Annotated in this window: 16 protein-coding genes; 9 read left to right on the forward strand and 7 right to left on the reverse strand. The window is 72.9% G+C overall.

Going from position 1 to position 13,834, the window contains the following annotated elements:
* Positions 1-46: 46 nt before the first annotated feature.
* Positions 47-643: a histidine phosphatase family protein gene (locus FH608_RS42325; RefSeq protein ID WP_139636493.1), complete on the reverse strand. Its 597-nt coding sequence runs from the start codon at positions 641-643 to the stop codon at positions 47-49.
* Between the two features lie 49 nt (positions 644-692).
* Here FH608_RS42325 and FH608_RS42330 point away from each other — a divergent pair, with 49 nt between their 5' ends.
* Complete coding sequence (locus FH608_RS42330) at positions 693-1,640, forward strand: DNA polymerase domain-containing protein (RefSeq protein ID WP_226900398.1); 948 nt, start codon at positions 693-695, stop codon at positions 1,638-1,640.
* Between the two features lie 94 nt (positions 1,641-1,734).
* On the opposite strand, the gene FH608_RS42335 is transcribed toward FH608_RS42330, so the two are convergent.
* From FH608_RS42335 to FH608_RS42350, 4 genes are all read right to left on the reverse strand, one after another.
* On the reverse strand, positions 1,735-2,955 hold the full coding sequence (locus FH608_RS42335) for an MFS transporter (protein ID WP_139636495.1): 1,221 nt from the start codon (positions 2,953-2,955) through the stop codon (positions 1,735-1,737).
* 120 nt (positions 2,956-3,075) lie between these two features.
* Positions 3,076-3,981: an LLM class flavin-dependent oxidoreductase gene (locus FH608_RS42340; RefSeq protein WP_139636497.1), complete on the reverse strand. Its 906-nt coding sequence runs from the start codon at positions 3,979-3,981 to the stop codon at positions 3,076-3,078.
* Positions 3,982-4,017: 36 nt separating this feature from the next.
* Positions 4,018-5,115 (reverse strand): NAD(P)/FAD-dependent oxidoreductase, encoded by a 1,098-nt coding sequence (locus FH608_RS42345; protein WP_226900399.1) that lies wholly within the window; start codon positions 5,113-5,115, stop codon positions 4,018-4,020.
* A gap of 80 nt (positions 5,116-5,195) precedes the next feature.
* Positions 5,196-5,660, reverse strand: a complete 465-nt coding sequence (locus tag FH608_RS42350; RefSeq protein WP_139636499.1) for a MarR family winged helix-turn-helix transcriptional regulator — start codon at positions 5,658-5,660, stop codon at positions 5,196-5,198.
* A 353-nt stretch (positions 5,661-6,013) separates the two neighbouring features.
* Between FH608_RS42350 and FH608_RS42355 the strand changes: the two genes are divergently transcribed.
* Positions 6,014-6,538 carry a sigma-70 family RNA polymerase sigma factor gene (locus FH608_RS42355; RefSeq protein ID WP_226900400.1) on the forward strand — a complete coding sequence of 175 codons (525 nt, stop codon included), beginning with the start codon at positions 6,014-6,016 and terminating at the stop codon, positions 6,536-6,538.
* A 108-nt stretch (positions 6,539-6,646) separates the two neighbouring features.
* Positions 6,647-7,342, forward strand: a complete 696-nt coding sequence (locus tag FH608_RS42360) for an anti-sigma factor (RefSeq protein ID WP_139636501.1) — start codon at positions 6,647-6,649, stop codon at positions 7,340-7,342.
* A 22-nt stretch (positions 7,343-7,364) separates the two neighbouring features.
* Here FH608_RS42360 and FH608_RS42365 read toward each other — a convergent pair whose 3' ends face one another.
* Positions 7,365-7,970, reverse strand: coding sequence for a dienelactone hydrolase family protein (locus FH608_RS42365; protein ID WP_139636503.1), 606 nt, complete (start codon positions 7,968-7,970; stop codon positions 7,365-7,367).
* A gap of 94 nt (positions 7,971-8,064) precedes the next feature.
* Between FH608_RS42365 and FH608_RS42370 the strand changes: the two genes are divergently transcribed.
* Positions 8,065-9,228: an FUSC family protein gene (locus FH608_RS42370; protein ID WP_139636505.1), complete on the forward strand. Its 1,164-nt coding sequence runs from the start codon at positions 8,065-8,067 to the stop codon at positions 9,226-9,228.
* A 393-nt stretch (positions 9,229-9,621) separates the two neighbouring features.
* Positions 9,622-10,284 carry a 2'-5' RNA ligase family protein gene (locus FH608_RS42375; protein ID WP_139636507.1) on the forward strand — a complete coding sequence of 221 codons (663 nt, stop codon included), beginning with the start codon at positions 9,622-9,624 and terminating at the stop codon, positions 10,282-10,284.
* A gap of 138 nt (positions 10,285-10,422) precedes the next feature.
* Here FH608_RS42375 and FH608_RS42380 read toward each other — a convergent pair whose 3' ends face one another.
* Positions 10,423-11,115: a winged helix-turn-helix transcriptional regulator gene (locus FH608_RS42380; RefSeq protein WP_139636509.1), complete on the reverse strand. Its 693-nt coding sequence runs from the start codon at positions 11,113-11,115 to the stop codon at positions 10,423-10,425.
* Positions 11,116-11,291: 176 nt separating this feature from the next.
* On the opposite strand from FH608_RS42380, the gene FH608_RS42385 reads away from it, so the two are divergent.
* The 4 genes from FH608_RS42385 (at position 11,292) to FH608_RS42400 (ending at position 13,708) form a co-directional block, all read left to right on the forward strand.
* Complete coding sequence (locus FH608_RS42385) at positions 11,292-11,543, forward strand: MoaD/ThiS family protein (RefSeq protein ID WP_139636511.1); 252 nt, start codon at positions 11,292-11,294, stop codon at positions 11,541-11,543.
* Positions 11,544-11,617: 74 nt separating this feature from the next.
* Positions 11,618-12,283 carry an LmeA family phospholipid-binding protein gene (locus FH608_RS42390; RefSeq protein ID WP_139636513.1) on the forward strand — a complete coding sequence of 222 codons (666 nt, stop codon included), beginning with the start codon at positions 11,618-11,620 and terminating at the stop codon, positions 12,281-12,283.
* Between the two features lie 109 nt (positions 12,284-12,392).
* Complete coding sequence (locus FH608_RS42395) at positions 12,393-12,905, forward strand: sigma-70 family RNA polymerase sigma factor (protein ID WP_139636515.1); 513 nt, start codon at positions 12,393-12,395, stop codon at positions 12,903-12,905.
* Positions 12,902-13,708, forward strand: coding sequence for an anti-sigma factor family protein (locus FH608_RS42400; protein ID WP_139636516.1), 807 nt, complete (start codon positions 12,902-12,904; stop codon positions 13,706-13,708). Before FH608_RS42395 ends, FH608_RS42400 begins: the two co-directional genes overlap by 4 nt.
* The last annotated feature ends 126 nt before the right edge of the window (positions 13,709-13,834 follow it).

Genomic DNA, 13,834 nt, shown 5'->3' on the forward strand with positions numbered 1-13,834 from the left:
CGCGGTCGGCCGGCCTCTCTGCCGTTCCGCCGCGGGCCCCTCGCGGCTAGAGCCGCAGCTCGGGCGGGAAACCGGTCCACCGCAGCTCGGCGGGCAGGTGGCCCATGTCGTTGTAGAGCAGGACGGATGACGGGCGGTCCCGGCCGTACCTGATGACCGTGAGGGCGGCGTTGCCGTGGTTGAGCCCGAGCCAGCGCCAGTCCGGGGCGTCGAGCGCGGCGCGGACGAGCCAGCCGATCAGGAAGTTGTGGGTGACGACCAGGTCGTGGCGGGTGCCCTCCACCGGCCCGGTGAACAGCTCCTCGGCCTCGCGGGCGAGCCGCGAGCCGTCGCCGTCCGGGAACTGATCGAGGAAGCCGAGCAGCCGGCCGGCGTGCTCCGGGGGCAGCTCGCCGGCCGCCGGCACGTACGGGACGTAGTCGCCGGCGGCCTCGGAGACACGCACGGGAACGCCCGGGAGGTGCTCGGAGATCAGGCCCACGGTCTGGGCGGCCCTGGGGAGCGGGCCGTGGTGGACGGCGGAGAAGGGCACGTCCCGCAGCCGCTCGCCGAGGAGCGTGGCCTGGCGGCGGCCGGCCGGCGTCAGGCCGCTCTCGTCCGGCGTGGCCTCGCCGTGGCGGGTGAGGTAGAGGTAGCGGGTCATCGGGCTCCTTTGTTGACCTCGGACGCGTGCCATGGGCATGGTAGGGCGCGTGGCCAGCGACGAGACGCGTGACGGTGTCGCGCTCACCAACCTCGACCAGCCGCTCTTCGACGGGGCGGGGGCGACCAAGCGCGACCTGGTCGACTACCTCGACGCCGTCGCGGACCGGATCCTCCCCGCGCTGCGCGACCGGGCGCTGTCCGTCGTCCGCGTGCGCCCGGGGCAGGAGCCCTTCATGCAGAAGAACCTGCCGAAGTACGCCCCCGACTGGGTGCGGTCGATCTCCGTCTGGGCCGAGGCGTCGCGCAGGCGGGTGACGTACGCGCTGTGCGACGACCGCCGGACGCTGCTGTGGTTCGCCAACCAGCGGGCCGTCGAGTACCACCCGGCGCTGTTCGTGGGTGCCCGGCCCACGCACATGGTGCTCGACCTCGACCCGCCCGAGGGCTCCGACGCCTTTCCGCTGGCCGTGCGCGGGGCGTACCTCGTGCGCCAGGCGCTGGAGGACGCCGGGCTGGCGGGCGCGGTGAAGACCAGTGGGGCCAAGGGCGTGCACGTGTTCGTGCCCGTGGCGGCGGGCACCGCGGTGGAGGACCTGGCGGCGGCCACCCGCGCGGTGGGCGCCCGCGCCGAGCGGCTGGACCCGGAGCTGGCCACCACGGCGTTCATCAGGGAGGACCGGGCCGGCAAGGTGTTCATCGACTCGACCAGGGCGGGCGGCGCCACGGTCGTGGCCGCCTACAGCCCGCGCATCCGTCCCGGCGTGCCGGTGTCGTTCCCGGTGGCCTGGTCGCGGCTCGACCAGGTGACGCCCGCCGACTTCACCATCCGCACCGCTCCCGGGCTGCTCAAGGGCGAGGACCCGTGGGTCGATGCCATGCCGGAGCCGCAGCGGCTGCCCGCCGACCTCGTGGAGGAGGGGCACACGATCCCGGTCGCCCGCGTCCAGGCGATGCACGAGGGCAAGCGCCGCGCCCGCGCCCGCCGCGGCGAGTGACGCGGGCCAGGTGGGCGAGTGACGCGGGCCGGCACGGCGAGTGACGCGGGTCAGGAGGGTGCGCCGCGCTGGGACGTCCGGTCGAGGGTTCGCGTCAGGCGCCCGGCGCGGCGACGGCGTCCGCCGGCAGGCGGTGCGAGAGGCGCAGCAGGGTGAGGCTGGCCAGCGCGAGCGCGACCGCCAGCGCGACCCACAGCAGCAGGGGCGCGGCGCCCAGCACGGCCGAGAACGCGGCGGGCGCGACGACGGCCCCGATCGCCCACGTCTGCTGGTGGATCGCCAGGTAGCGCCCCCGCAGCGCGGCCGGTGCCGCCGCGGCGGCCAGGGCCCACGACGGGGTGGCGTGCATCAGCTCGCCCGTGGTGAAGACGAGGGTGGCCACCACCAGGGCGCCGACGCGCGGCGGTCCCGGAGGGAACGCGGCAGCCGCGGCGTACGCGACGCACGACACGATCAGGACCGCCCCGCCGAGGGCCATCGCATGCGTACGGCGGGCGGCGCGCTGCCGTCGCCTGACCGCCAGCTGCCCCACGGCCACCAGGATCGTGTTGACCGTGTACAGCGGGCCGAGGAGCCAGGCGGGGGCGTCGAGCACCGTGACCGCGTACACCGGCAGCGCGACGGGAAGGACCATGCGCGTCAGCGTGAACGCCTGCTCGGCCGCCACCAGCCCGAGGAACGGCCCGTCCGCCAGCACCTGCCGGTAGCCGCCGCGCTCCGCGGGCGCCGGCTCCGCCGGGGCGTGCCGCCCGGACAGGACGAGGCAGCCGGTGGCCACGAGGAAGCTGGCCGCGTTGACAGCGGCGATGATCACGAAGCCGGTCGTGCCGCCGAGCGACACCGCCCCCGCCGACAGCAGCCCGCCCAGGCCGAACGCGACGTTCCTGGCCGTCGACATCAGCGCGTACAGCCGGTCCCGGGCGGCGCCCGTGGCGAGGACCGAGACGTAGCCGCCGGAGGCGGGATAGTAGGCGCGGTCGCCGATCGCGACCAGCGCGGCGACCACGAGCAGCGCGGCGAAGCCGTCCACGAAGGGGTACGCGGCGAAGCCGAGCCCGCGCAGCACGTACGTGCCGATCAGCACGCGCCGCGCGTCGAACCGGTCGATGAGCACGCCCGCCACCGGGTTGGCGGCCAGCCCCGCCGCGGCGGCGGCCGTCACCCCCAGCCCGACCACGGTCATGGGCAGGCCGGTGACCGCATGGATGAACAGCAGGGTGAGCGGGACGTACAGGCCGCTGCCCAGGGCGTCCACGAACATCCCGACGAGGAACGGACGCACGCCTGATCGGCGCTCCGCGGTGGCGATCGACATGAGGAGGAGTATCGGCAGGTGGGAGGCGGTCCCGGATCGGCTGCCGGACCCAGAGGGACTACGTCGATGGTCCTAGGCCGCGGGTCGCCGACCCGCCGCGAAAGGACCGTCACGACCGCGCTACTCGGCGGTCGCCTCCCGCACGGCGGGGGCGATCTCCCGCGCCCAGCGGGCCAGGCTGGTGAGGTCGGTGGCGCCGTGGCCGGCGGCGAAGAGCGTGAAGCCGGACGCGCCGTGCTCCAGCACCGCCCCGGTCAGCTCCTCGACCCACTGGGCGACGGAGCCGCCGAGCCAGCGGCCGTCGCGGTCGCGGGTGGCGGGCAGCGGCCGGTCGGTGATGCGCCCGGGGAGGTTGAAGACCGTGCGGACCTCGCCCGGATCGCGGCCGGCGGACGCCGCCGCCTCGTCGATGACCGGCCTGGACTCGCGGTAGCGCTCGCTGAGCCAGTCGGCCGCGTGGCCGGGGATCCAGCCGTCGGCCACCCGGCCGGTGGCGGCGAGGGACTTGCGGCCGACCGATCCGGTCCACACGGGCGGCGCGGCGACGGGGGCGGGCTCGATCCGGTGCACCTGGTAGTGCTCGCCCTGGTAGGTCACCGCAGGGCCGCCGCCCGACAGCAGCTTGACCAGGACGATCGCCTCCTCGAAGGCGTCCACGGCGGCGCCGGGCGACAGGCGGGGCACCCCCATGTCGGTGATGCGGTCCCACAGCCCGCCCGCGCCCATGCCGAGCACGATCCGGCCGCCCGACAGCGCCGACAGCGACGTCACCGTCCTCGCCAGCATGGCGGGAGGCCGGGTCGGCAGGTTGGTGACGTTGGCGAAGCCGGCGATGCGCTCCGTGCGGCCGAGGACGAAGCCGAGCGCGGCGTAGGCGTCGACGCGCCCGCCGATGTAGGGGTGGTCCGACAGGGTGAAGAGGTCGAGGCCGTCCCGGTCGGCCTGCTGGGTCATGCGCAACAGCTCGGGTATGTCGTCGATCTCTGGATGGGTGCCGAAACCGAAGACGACGTCAGGTATGGACATGGTTCTGCCTCTCGAAGAGAACGATCAGGTATGCCTTCAGGCGGCCGCGCCGAACTGCTCGACGAAGCGGCCGGTGAACAGGTCGGCGCCCTTGTACGCCGAGACCGTCTCGACCGGGACGACGACCGGCCCGTCGGGGCCGGGCAGCTGGCCGACGCCCCCGCGCGGGCCGAGGGGCAGCAGGATCATGGGGTGGGGCAGCGGCCGGTAGGTGGCCTCCGGCCGCTCGCCGCGCAGCTGGGCGAGGATGTTGCGGGCCACCACCTCGGCGTGCTGCATCGCGTAGCCGGCCATCTTGGCCTCGGCGACGTCGGTGATGTCGCCGATGGCGTAGACGTGCTCGTAGCCGCGCACGTTGAGGGTGCCGGTGACGGGCACCTGCCCCCGGGGCGTGCGCGCCGTCAGCTCGCCGCCCGCGAGATAGTCGCTGTTGATCCGTACGCCGTGGGCGCGGAACCAGATGTCGGCGCTGATCGCGTCGCCGGCGGTGGTGGTGACGGTGAACGTCTCCGCCCGGCCGGGCGCGGTCGCCGGGGGCGCGCTCAGGCCGGCGCCCAGCCGCAGGTCGATGCCGAGCTCGTCGAGCTGGCGGCGCAGCTCGTCACGCATCTCGGCGGGGAAGGCCGGCAGGAGCCGTTCGGCCGGGTCGGCGATGGTCACGTGCTTGCGCGGCCACACCTCCTTGATCTCGCCGGCCAGTTCCAGGCCGACCGGCCCGGCGCCGAGGATGAGCACCCGGTCGGACCCCGCCAGCTCCTTGTGGGTCCGCAGCAGGTCGTCCAGGACCTCCTCGGTGGAGTCGGCGGCGGGCTTGGCCGGGTAGGCGTAGCTGGAGCCGGTGGCGAGAACCAGGTAGTCGGCCTCGATCCGCCGGCCGGAGGAGAGGGTGACGCCGCCGGGGTCGGCCGAGACCGCCCGCTCGCGCACCACCGTGCCGCGCCTGAGCCACTGCTCGTAGGGGAAGAACATGCGCGGCGCCCAGTCGGGCCGCGTCAGAGCCCGCAGCGATCCCGCCGAGTTGACGAACGCGTCACGCGGCTCGACGAGGACGACGTCGGCCTCGCCGTCGAGCGCCCTGGCGAGCGCGGAACCGCCGTAACCGCCGCCGACGATGACAACCGTACGACCCATCATTACCACTCCAACACAGAAAGGGGTTGAGTTCGTGTTACGAACAATATTGGTTCGCAACACGAACTGCAACCCCATTTCGGTCAGCGTGGGAGATCCGGTTCCATGAAGACGCTCGGGACCTTGTTGTCCGCCACGACGCGGGCGAGCAGGGCCGCGAGGGCGGCGCGCTCCTCGGGGGCGAACTCGGCGGTCAGCTCCTCGATGCGGCGGCAGGTCTCGGTGTAGAACTCGTCCGCCAGCTTGGCCCCGCGCCTGGTGAGGGCCACCCGCACGGCGCGGGAGTCGTGCGGGTCGGGCTTGCGCTGCACCAGGCCGTTGCGCTCGCTGCGGTCGACCAGGCCGGTCAGGCTCGACTTGGCCAGGCCGAGCGTCGCGCCCAGCTCGCTCATGCCGTACGGCTGAGGCATGAGGACGCACAGCAACTGGCCCTGCTGCTGGGTCAGGCCGTACTCGCGGGCGGAGTCGGCGTACACGGCGTCCACGAGGAAAGCGGACCGCACCAGACCAGCCACCACCCCGATCTGGCCTTCGACATCTTTGCTCACCGACCAAGAGTAACAAATTCGCAGGACGAACTACTGCTTCTCTTTCGATGGGAGGTGCGCGAGCGGCACCGGTCAGGGCCGGACGGGGACGTTCGTGCTCGGCCGGGGCCGCGCGGAGACGGCTGTGCTCGGTCCGGTCGAACCGGGACGGCTGCCGTGCTCGGTCCTGGCCGCACGGAGATCGGCTGCCGTACCCGCGGGTCCTCGACGGCCTGATGCGGGGCCGCCGCCGGGTGGCCCCCTGCCGGGCGGCGGTCCGAGAAGGGGAAAGTGCCGGTCCTCCGGCCTTCTGCTGGCTACAGTGAGAATTCCAGTATCGGTGGGATATTTCGGGATATCCGAGGAGCCGCGGCGTGAATCACCGCGTGACCGATGAGGCCATGGTCAGAGCCCTGTACCGGGAATACGGTGCGCCTCTGATGGCCTTCGCCGTGCGCCTGACGGGGGGCGACCGGCGCTGGGCCGAGGACGTCGTGCAGGAGACGCTGGTACGCGCCTGGCGCAACCTCCACGACCTGCGTACCGACTCCGGGTCCCTGATGCCGTGGCTCGCGACCGTGGCCCGCCGGGTGGTGATCGACAACCGCCGGCGCTCCGGCACGCGCCCGCTGGACACCGTCGAGGACGTTCCGGAACGCGCCAACGCCGTCGCGGGGGAGGACGATCGGCTGCTGCGCGAGATCGTCGTGACGGACGCCATGCTCTCGCTCTCGCCCGCCCATCGGCAGGTCCTCACGGAGACGTTCCTGCTGGATCGCACGGTCCAGGAGGCGGCGGAGACGATCGGTGTGCCGGTGGGCACCGTGAAGTCCCGCGTGTACTACGCCATGCGCGCGTTACGGGTGGCGCTGGAGGAAAGGGGGGTGACGCTGCCATGAGAGTGGTGCGTCACGAAGGCAAGGGGGTGGCGCGACGGTGATGCGTCACGCAGGTAAGGGGGGTGGCGCGACAGTGGTGCGTCACGACGGCGAGGGGGCGGCGGCGCCATGACCGAGGTGCGTCACGAGGATGTGGCGGCGTACGCGCTGGGCCTGCTCGGCGACGACGAGCGCGCCGCGTTCGAGCGGCACCTGGCCGGGTGCCCGAGTTGCGCGGAGGAGGTGGGCGAGGTCGCGGCGATGGGGGAGCTGATCAAGAGCGTGCACCCGGACGACCTGCTGCCCCACCCGCCCGACCCGCAGGTCGAGTCGCTCCTGGTGCGCAGGGCCGCCGCGGAGCGCCGCCGCCGGCGCCTGCACCGGACGTTCATGTCGGCCGCCGCCTGCCTGATCGTCGCGGCCGGCGCGTTCCTCGCGGTCAACGCGGCGACCGGCGGTCCCAGCCCCGACAGCGTCCACAGCCCGGCCAACGCGCTGCTCATGACGGGCCGCAGGTACTCCGCCACCGACCCCGCCACCGGCGTGTCCGCCGTGGTCGGGCTGGAGGACAAGGGATGGGGCACTCACGTCGCGCTGGAGCTCAAAGGGGTCAGGGGCCCGCTGCAGTGCCGGCTCATGGCGGTGGGCGACGACGGGCGCTCCGAGACGGTGGCGAGCTGGGGAGTGCCGGACAAGGGGTACGGCGTGCCGGGCGCCCCCGGCCCGCTGGTGCTGCACGGCGGCACCAGCCTCCCCGAGGACGACCTCAACCACTTCACGATCGAGACGTTCGACGGCCGCACCCTGGCCACCGTCCAGGTGTGACCGAGCGGCCCGGCGCGCCTGATCATTCGAGGTGGGGCCCGGAGAAGTGGGTCGAGAACCACTCCCGGGCGTGCTCCGCGACCGATTCGAGCGCGCCGGGCTCCTCGAACAGGTGAGTCGCGCCGGGCACCACGGTGATGCGGCTCTCGGCACGCAGGTGCCGCCGCGCCTCCTCGTTCAGCTTCACCACGATCGGGTCGCGGCCGCCCACGACGAGCAGGGTGGGGGCGCGTACGGCGGCGAGCCGCGGCCCCGCCAGGTCGGGACGCCCGCCGCGCGAGACGACGGCGGCGATCTCGTTGCCGGGCTCGGCCGCCGCCCACAGCGCCGCCGCCGCGCCCGTGCTGGCGCCGAAGTAGCCGATGGGCAGCCCGGCCGCCGACTCCTCCTCCCGCAGCCACGCCGTGCGCTGCAGCAGCCGCTCGGCGAGCAGCGCGATGTCGAAGACGTTCGCCCTGTCGGCCTCCTCATCGGGAGTGAGCAGGTCGAACAGCAGCGTGCCCAGCCCCGCCTTGTTGAGCACCTCGGCGACGTAACGGTTGCGCGGGCTCAGCCGGCTGCTGCCGCTGCCGTGCGCGAAGACCACCACTCCCTGAGCGGCGTCAGGAACGACCAGATCCCCGGCCACGTTTCCTCACCCCTCTCCTGCGGCGACGTCCTCCCTGTGCACCTGCCCGAACAGGCCCGGCTCTATCCGGCGCGTGACAGGGCACACATGCGGAATGGAGCGGCGTGACCAGGGCGGCTCCCCGCTCGCACGCGTCCTGTCCAGCGGGGCGTCGGCGCTCGGGCAGCTGCGGCGCCTGGGGTTCTGGCGCTGGCTGCGCATGGAGCGGGAGGAGCTGATCCTGGCGGCCAAGCTGACCGGCACCTGCGTCGTGGGGTGGTGGCTGGCGGCGTACGTCCTCAAGCTGGAGCTCCCGGTACTCGTGCCGATCGGCGTGCTGCTCACGATCTCGGCCACCGCGTACAGCACGGTCGTGCGCGGCGCCCAGCAGGTCGCGGCCATCCTCGCCGGCCTGGGCGCGGCCTCCGCGCTGACCTGGCTGATCGGCGCCAACGCGGTGGCGCTGGCGGTGCTCGTCGTGACGGGCCTGGTGCTGTCCCGCCTGCTGAAGCTGCCGCCCCAGAACGTGCAGATCCCGATCACGGCGCTGCTGGTGTTCGCGCTGGGGAAGACGTACGGATTCGCGCGGCTCGCGGACGTGCTGCTCGGCGCCGCCCTCGGCATCGCGGCGAACCTCCTCGTCCTGCCACCGCGCTTCCTGCAACGGGCCGTGAAGGAGTTGTGCGAGCTGTCGGGGGAGCTGTCCGACCTGGCCGCTGACATGTCCGCGGGACTGAAGGACAGCTGGGACGAGCCCAAGGCCGGGGACTGGCTGGTCCGTGCCCGGCGGCTGTCGGGACGCGTGGAGGACGTCGAGGCGACGGCCGACCAGGCGGAGGAGTCGATCCGGCTGGCGCCCAGGCGGCGCCGCTACGACCGGCGGGTCAGGCAGGTGGCGGCGGCCGCCACCTGCCTGGGCCACGCCTGCCAGCAGCTCAGGGGGGTGGCGCGGGGACTGGCCGACGTGAAGGCCGGCGTCCGCGGCCTCCCGGCCGGATCGGCGCTGCCCCCGACCCTGGCCGACGAGATGGAGGCCCTCTCGCGGGCCTTCCGCGCGTTCGGGCGGCTCCAGGCCGGCGGGGGCGCCGGGGAGGACCTGAATGACCTGCGCGCCGCGCTGCGCGGCGCGGAGCAGGAGCGGATGGCGAGGGAGTTCGACGCGATGGAGCCGGGTGAACTGCGGGTGCTGTACGGGTTCCTGCTGGAGGAGTGCGCCAGGATCCGCCAGGAGTTCGACCCGGACGACGGCCCACACCAGGACGTCTTCCCCCGGGGCTGAGCACCAGGACGCCTTCCCCTGGACCGGGCGGACCTGGCCCCGGGACCGGGCGGACCTGGCCCCGGGACCGGCCGGACCTGGCCCCGGGCCGGGGGGCGAACTGGGTCCGCGGAGTGGGCGGGCCCCGCGGCGTGGGCGGGTCCTGCGGCATGAGCGGGTCAGCCGGGGTCGGGCGGCGGCATGGGCGGGTCACCCCGGGTGGGGGCGGCGGTGTGGGCGAGTCAGCCGAGGTCAGCGGGGTGGCGGGATGCGGCCGCCCGCGACCGCGAGCGAAGCGCCCGTGACCCGGTGGCCAGGGCCCGCATGCTCGCCATCGTCCGCCTGGGCCTGCGTCCTTGACCCGGTCTGGCGCTATTGATCCTTATAGCGCTATTGATCCCTATAATCCGCCGGATGTGTGACTTCGCCGAGTTCCGGGCCAGGGGACGGGCCGCCCTGCTGGCGGGCCGGGCGACCCACGACTCGCCGATGGTGGAGGGCGCGCGGCGGTGGGGCGCCTCGGCCGTGCTGCGACCCTCCGGCGACGTACTCGACCGGCTGGCCGCGCTGGCCGCGAGCATCGAGGCGCCGGGGCACTGGGTGCACGGCCGCCGGACCCTGCACGTCACCCTGCGCACCCTGGAGCCGTACCGCCACCGCATCCCCGCCGGAGACCCCGTGCGGGAGGTGTACGGCGCGGCGCTGGCCGAGGCCGCCTCGGGGCTGGCGCCCGCGAAGGTGCGGCTGACGGGGGTGAGCCCGCACGCGGGCGGCGTCGTGGCCTGCGGTCACCCCGAGGACGACACGCTGGTCAGGCTGCGCGAGCGGCTGGGTCACGCGATGGAGGCGCGCGGCGTGCGGGACCTGGAGCACGGACGCGTACGCGACCGCTGGTACGTCAGCTTGGCGCACTTCGCCGCCCCGCTCGACGACCCCCGCCGGATCGTCGAGTGGTGCGACGCCCACGTCGGCGTGGACTTCGGCGTGGCCGAGCTGGACACGGCGGAGATCGTGCAGTTTGTCCACACGGGCGCCGGCATCACGGTGAACGCGCTGGAAGAGGCGCGGCTGGCGTGAGGGCGGCCGGTGTCAAGGCCGCACGTGTCAGGTGGCCGGGGCCAGGGCCGCACGTGTCAGGCCGGGGCCAGGGCCGCGAGCGTCGGATGGCCGCGTCGAGGCGGCGAGGGTAAGACGGCCGCGTCGAGGCCGCGAGCGTCAGACGGTCGCGTTTTCCTGGCGGTCGGGGACGAAGCGGTAGCCGACGTTGCGGACCGTCCCGATGAGCGATTCGTATTCGGTGCCGAGCTTGGCGCGCAGGCGCCGCACATGGACGTCGACCGTCCGGGTGCCGCCGAAGTAGTCGTAGCCCCAGACCTCCTGCAGCAGCTGGGCCCGCGTGAAGACCCTGCCGGGGTGCTGGGCGAGGTATTTCAGCAGCTCGAACTCCTTGAACGTGAGGTCGAGCACCTGGCCGCGCAGCCGCGCCGTGTAGGTGGCCTCGTCGATCGAGAGGTCTCCACTGCGGATCTCGTCGGGCACCTCTTCGGCGGCGGCCTGCGAGATGCGGCCCGTCGCCATGCGCAGGCGCGCCTCCACCTCGGCCGGACCGGCGCTGTCGAGCAGCACGTCGTCCACGCCCCACTCCGCGGTCATCGCCGCCAGCCCGCCCTCGGTCACGATCACCAGGAGGGGGCAGTCGATGCCGGTCGTACGGATCAGCCGGCACAAACTCTTGGCCTGCGCGAGCTCCTTGCGCGCGTCGACGAGAACCGCGTCGGCCGGGGGCGTGTCGATCAAGGCGGACGCCTCCGCGGGAGAGACCCGGACCGAGTGGAGCAGCAGGCCCAGCGCCGGCAGCACCTCGGCGGACGGCTCGAGGGCGTTGGTCAGCAGGAGCAGATTGCTCATCACGGCCTCCTCAAACACGCAAGGACCCGGGGGCTACGTCGCCCAGGTCCTGTACGCGAGGATATCCCACGACCAGGTGGCGACCTTGGAGTGTCCACCGTCTGAACAGCTCTTCCATCGAAACAAGCGCGTTAAGAAAGACGCACAATGGACCACGAACCGATTGTGAGGTGCCTATGGCCACGGGAAAAGTGCGTTATTGGGCGGCGGCCAAGGAAGCGGCCGGTATGGCGGAGGAACCGTTCGACGCGGTCACTCTTGGCGAACTCATGGCGAAAATCACACAGAATCGTGCAGAACTGGCCCGGGTGGTGAAGCGCTGCTCGTTCCTCGTGGACGGATCCCCGGTGGGCAAGCGCTCGCACGACGAGGTCGTCCTCGCCGACGGCGTGGTCGTCGAAGTGCTGCCGCCGTTCGCGGGCGGGTGACGAGCCGCTTCGTTGGGGAAGGGTTGATGCCAGGTCGGTAGGCTCTTGACCCCCCGCAACAGACAGGGAGCCCCATGCGCAAGCTGGTCTATTCGCTGATCGTGCTGGTCATCCTCCTTGTCGCCGTCGACCGGGTGGCCGTGGCCGGGGTCGAGCGCGACCTGGCGAACAGGATCGCCGCCTCGACCGACCTCTCTGGCACGCCGACCGTGACGATCGAGGGCATCCCCTTCCTCACCCAGGCCGTCTCGGGGCACTACCAGGAGGTGCGTTTCGACCTCGGCACGTTCGACTACGGCGGCGTGCCGGTCAAGAATCTGCGGGGCGCCGCCTACGACGTGACGGCCCCCCTGGCCGACATCCTCCAGAACAGGGCCAACGTCCAGGCCGGGCGCGTGACCGTCAGCGGCACCCTGACCAGGAAGACGATCGACAAGTACGCCCCGGACGGCGTCAAGATCGGCGCGAACGGGGAGCGGCTCACGGCGTCGGGCGAGCTGACGGTCGGGGCGACCAAGGTGAAGTTCAACGCCGAGATGCGCGTCGAGGTCGCCGACGGGGGCATCAGGCTGCGGGCCGAGAAGATCGAGGGCGTGCCCGACCAGCTGGCGCAGTTCGTCGCCTACACCATCCCGTTCAAGGGCAAGCTGCCGTTCGACGTGAAGGTGACCGGGGTCAAGAGCGTGCCCGACGGCCTCGAGTTCTCGGCGGAAGCGTCTGACGTGCCGATTCGTGGGTGACATCGAACCGGACCGGCCTCGCGTACGTGAAGAGGAGCGTGAGCGAGCGCAGCGAGCGAGCCAATCGGCACAGCAGCACACTGCTCACGGGGCCGACGAAGGAGGTCCCGTGAGCACGGCCGGAACCGCCGACGAGGAACTCGTGAGGACCCTCTTCGACGAGCACGCCGGGCCACTCTACGGCTACGTTCTGAGACTGACCGGTGACTCGGGCCGGGCGGAGGACGTCGTGCAGGAGACCCTGTTGCGGGCCTGGCGACATCCCGAGGCCCTGTCCGGCCGGCCGATCCGCGCGTGGCTGTTCACGGTGGCCCGTAATCTCGTCGTGGACCAGCATCGGGCCAAGAAGGCCAGACCGCAGGAGACCGGGGACGAGGCGCTGGCGGTCATCCCCGCCGACGACGACCTGGAGCGAGCGGTTGAGTCGTGGGCCGTCGCGGAGGCGCTGGCCGCGCTCAGGCAGGAGCACCGCGAGGTGCTGCTGGAGGTCTACTACCGGGGGCGATCGGTGAAGGAGGCGTCGGCGACGCTGGGCATTCCGCCGGGCACGGTCAAGTCCCGCACGTACTACGCGTTGCGGGCGCTCAAGCTCGCCCTCGAGGAGCGGGGGTTGGCGCCATGATGACGTGCGAGGAGGTACGGCTGGCCCTGGGCGCGCACGCCCTGGGCGCGCTGGACCCGGAGGAGGCGCTGGAGGTCGACCAGCACCTGGCGACCTGCGATGAGTGCGGGGCCGAGCTGCTCGACCTCGAAGGTGTGGCGTCGTTTCTTGGCAAGGTGTCCGAGCGCGACGTGCAGCTGGTGGCGAGCCCGCCGCGGCGGGTGCTCGACCGGCTCCTGAACGACCGCGCGAGGCGGACCAGGCGCGGCCGGCTGCTGCTGGTGGCGGCCGCGTCCGTGGCGGCGCTGGCGATCGGCGGCTCCGTCCTGACGGCCGTGACCGGGGGCGTCCGGCAGGAGCAGAGCGCGGCGGCGCCCGCGATGGCCACGCCGTCGCCGCGGACGATGGCGGACGCGCCTCAGGAGGGCCAGCAGAGGGCTCTCAGCAAGGAGGCGGAACCGTCGGCCAGCGCCTTCTCCACCATGGCGCCGCGCAAGGAGCCCAGCAAGGCGGTGCAGGGCCGCGAGTTCGCCGGGCGGAACGCCGGTCGTTCCGCCACGATCTCCGCCTATCCGGGCGACGGGGGCGGCACGGAGCTGACCGTGCGGGTCGGCGGCGTGCCCGTGGGCACGACGTGCAGGCTGCGCGTCCTGGCCGCCGACGGCCGGCGCGACCTGACGGAGAGCTGGGTGATCGACAGCGGCACGTACCGTGACAACACCGTGTTCAAGCGCGAGACCTCGCTGCCCATGAGCGCCATCGCCCGGTTCGACGTGGTCGACCAGGCGGGCAGGGTGCTCGTCCGGGTGCCGGTGGGGAAGTAATCGGGAGCGCACGCGGTTGCACCTCTCGATGACCGGCTCGATGACCGGCTCGATGACCGGCTCGATGACCGGCTCGATGACCGGCTCGATGACCGGCTTGTTGGTGGCGCCGCCGCCCTGGCGCCC

Origin of the sequence: Nonomuraea phyllanthi (assembly GCF_006334985.2) — a bacterium.
Classification (GTDB): domain Bacteria; phylum Actinomycetota; class Actinomycetes; order Streptosporangiales; family Streptosporangiaceae; genus Nonomuraea; species Nonomuraea phyllanthi.

Coding starts and splice junctions, on each gene's coding strand:
- FH608_RS42325 (WP_139636493.1), bottom strand. CDS start 643: ATGACCCGCTACCTCTACCTCACCCGCCACGGCGAGGCCACGCCGGAC.
- FH608_RS42335 (WP_139636495.1), bottom strand. CDS start 2,955: ATGTCGATCGCCACCGCGGAGCGCCGATCAGGCGTGCGTCCGTTCCTC.
- FH608_RS42340 (WP_139636497.1), bottom strand. CDS start 3,981: ATGTCCATACCTGACGTCGTCTTCGGTTTCGGCACCCATCCAGAGATC.
- FH608_RS42345 (WP_226900399.1), bottom strand. CDS start 5,115: ATGATGGGTCGTACGGTTGTCATCGTCGGCGGCGGTTACGGCGGTTCC.
- FH608_RS42360 (WP_139636501.1), top strand. CDS start 6,647: ATGACCGAGGTGCGTCACGAGGATGTGGCGGCGTACGCGCTGGGCCTG.
- FH608_RS42370 (WP_139636505.1), top strand. CDS start 8,065: ATGGAGCGGCGTGACCAGGGCGGCTCCCCGCTCGCACGCGTCCTGTCC.
- FH608_RS42375 (WP_139636507.1), top strand. CDS start 9,622: ATGTGTGACTTCGCCGAGTTCCGGGCCAGGGGACGGGCCGCCCTGCTG.
- FH608_RS42380 (WP_139636509.1), bottom strand. CDS start 11,115: ATGAGCAATCTGCTCCTGCTGACCAACGCCCTCGAGCCGTCCGCCGAG.
- FH608_RS42385 (WP_139636511.1), top strand. CDS start 11,292: ATGGCCACGGGAAAAGTGCGTTATTGGGCGGCGGCCAAGGAAGCGGCC.
- FH608_RS42390 (WP_139636513.1), top strand. CDS start 11,618: ATGCGCAAGCTGGTCTATTCGCTGATCGTGCTGGTCATCCTCCTTGTC.
- FH608_RS42400 (WP_139636516.1), top strand. CDS start 12,902: ATGATGACGTGCGAGGAGGTACGGCTGGCCCTGGGCGCGCACGCCCTG.